The organism is uncultured Campylobacter sp., assembly GCF_937997465.1.
Lineage (GTDB): Bacteria > Campylobacterota > Campylobacteria > Campylobacterales > Campylobacteraceae > Campylobacter_A.
In genome coordinates, this window is sequence record NZ_CALKTQ010000181.1 from 1 (window position 1) to 1,154 (window position 1,154).

A 1,154-nucleotide genomic window follows, 5' to 3' on the forward strand; every position below is an offset into this window, starting at 1 on the left:
CGCCCCATCTGTCGTCTTTGTTTTTGTAGTCGATATAGACTGGATTGCCTCTGCTAAAGCCAGTTCTGATCCTATGATTTAGAGCTTTGGCGTTGTAATACTGAGCGGAGAAATTTATCCATCTGTTATTAAGCGGAGCGTATTTGTATATCACGCTATAGTCTCGCTGTTTTAGACGTCTCGAGGTAGGTAGCTCCGCGTCCTCGCTCCAGAAAAGCGACTGCCAAGGCGAGGAGGAGAATTTTTCGTGATAGTTAAATACGCTAGCCTCCAAAGCATGCTCGTCGGTTATTGCCCACTCGGCTTTGGCAAAGACGGTGTTTACCTGCTCGTCGTTTTCCGCGTATTTCACGCCCGAGCGTTTGCCGTCTCTAGCCATCTTTATCTTGCCGAAGTCCGCATGCTTGCCATAGAGTAAAATACCGAAATTTTCCGTAGGTTTAGCTGCGATGGCGGCTCGATTTGAGTTCATGTGGTTGCTTTCCTGGCGGTGGCCGATCGTGACGCCGTAGTCGCTGCCAGGGTTTATAAAGTCGCTCACGTCCTTGGTTCTCATACTAACGATACCGCCGATCGCGCCGCTGCCGTGCAGCACGGAGCTAGCGCCCTTTACGACCTCGACTCGTTTTAGCAAGTCGTTATCCACGCGAAAGGTTGAAATTTGATTAGAAAAGAGCGAAGGCGAGCGCTTGATACCGTCTTGTTCGATTATAACGCGCGCTTCGCTTTGATAACCAAAACCGCGGATGTTGTAGTACTGGCCGACTTGTCTACCGTGGTCGTTTCCGAGCATTACGCCGGGCACCGAGCCAAGGGCGTCGATGACGGACGGCGATTTTACCAGGTCGTTTTGATTTAGGACGCTGACCTGGCCGGCGTATTTAGCGACGTCTGTTTCACTCCTATTTGCCGTGACGGAAACCATATCTAGCTTTACAGATCCGGTTGCATTGCTGTCGGCTCGCTTAAATTTGCCATCCACTCCTCCCGTCTGTGCGAGAGCCGAGGCTGCACTCAGTAAAACTACAGCCGCAATAATGCTAAATTTACCCATAACATCCCCTTTATATTAAGAAATTGATAATAGATATAATTTTATCTATTTTTTATTTAAATTAACTTTTATTTTTAACGAGATTTTTAAATTTGATTTA

Annotated in this window: 1 protein-coding gene; it reads right to left on the minus strand. The window is 47.5% G+C overall.

The annotated features are described in order from the left end of the window. Window positions 1-1,054: TonB-dependent receptor plug domain-containing protein (locus Q0546_RS05900; RefSeq protein ID WP_298791389.1), on the minus strand; the 1,054-nt coding region annotated here is incomplete at its 3' end. Window positions 1,055-1,154 lie beyond the last annotated feature (100 nt).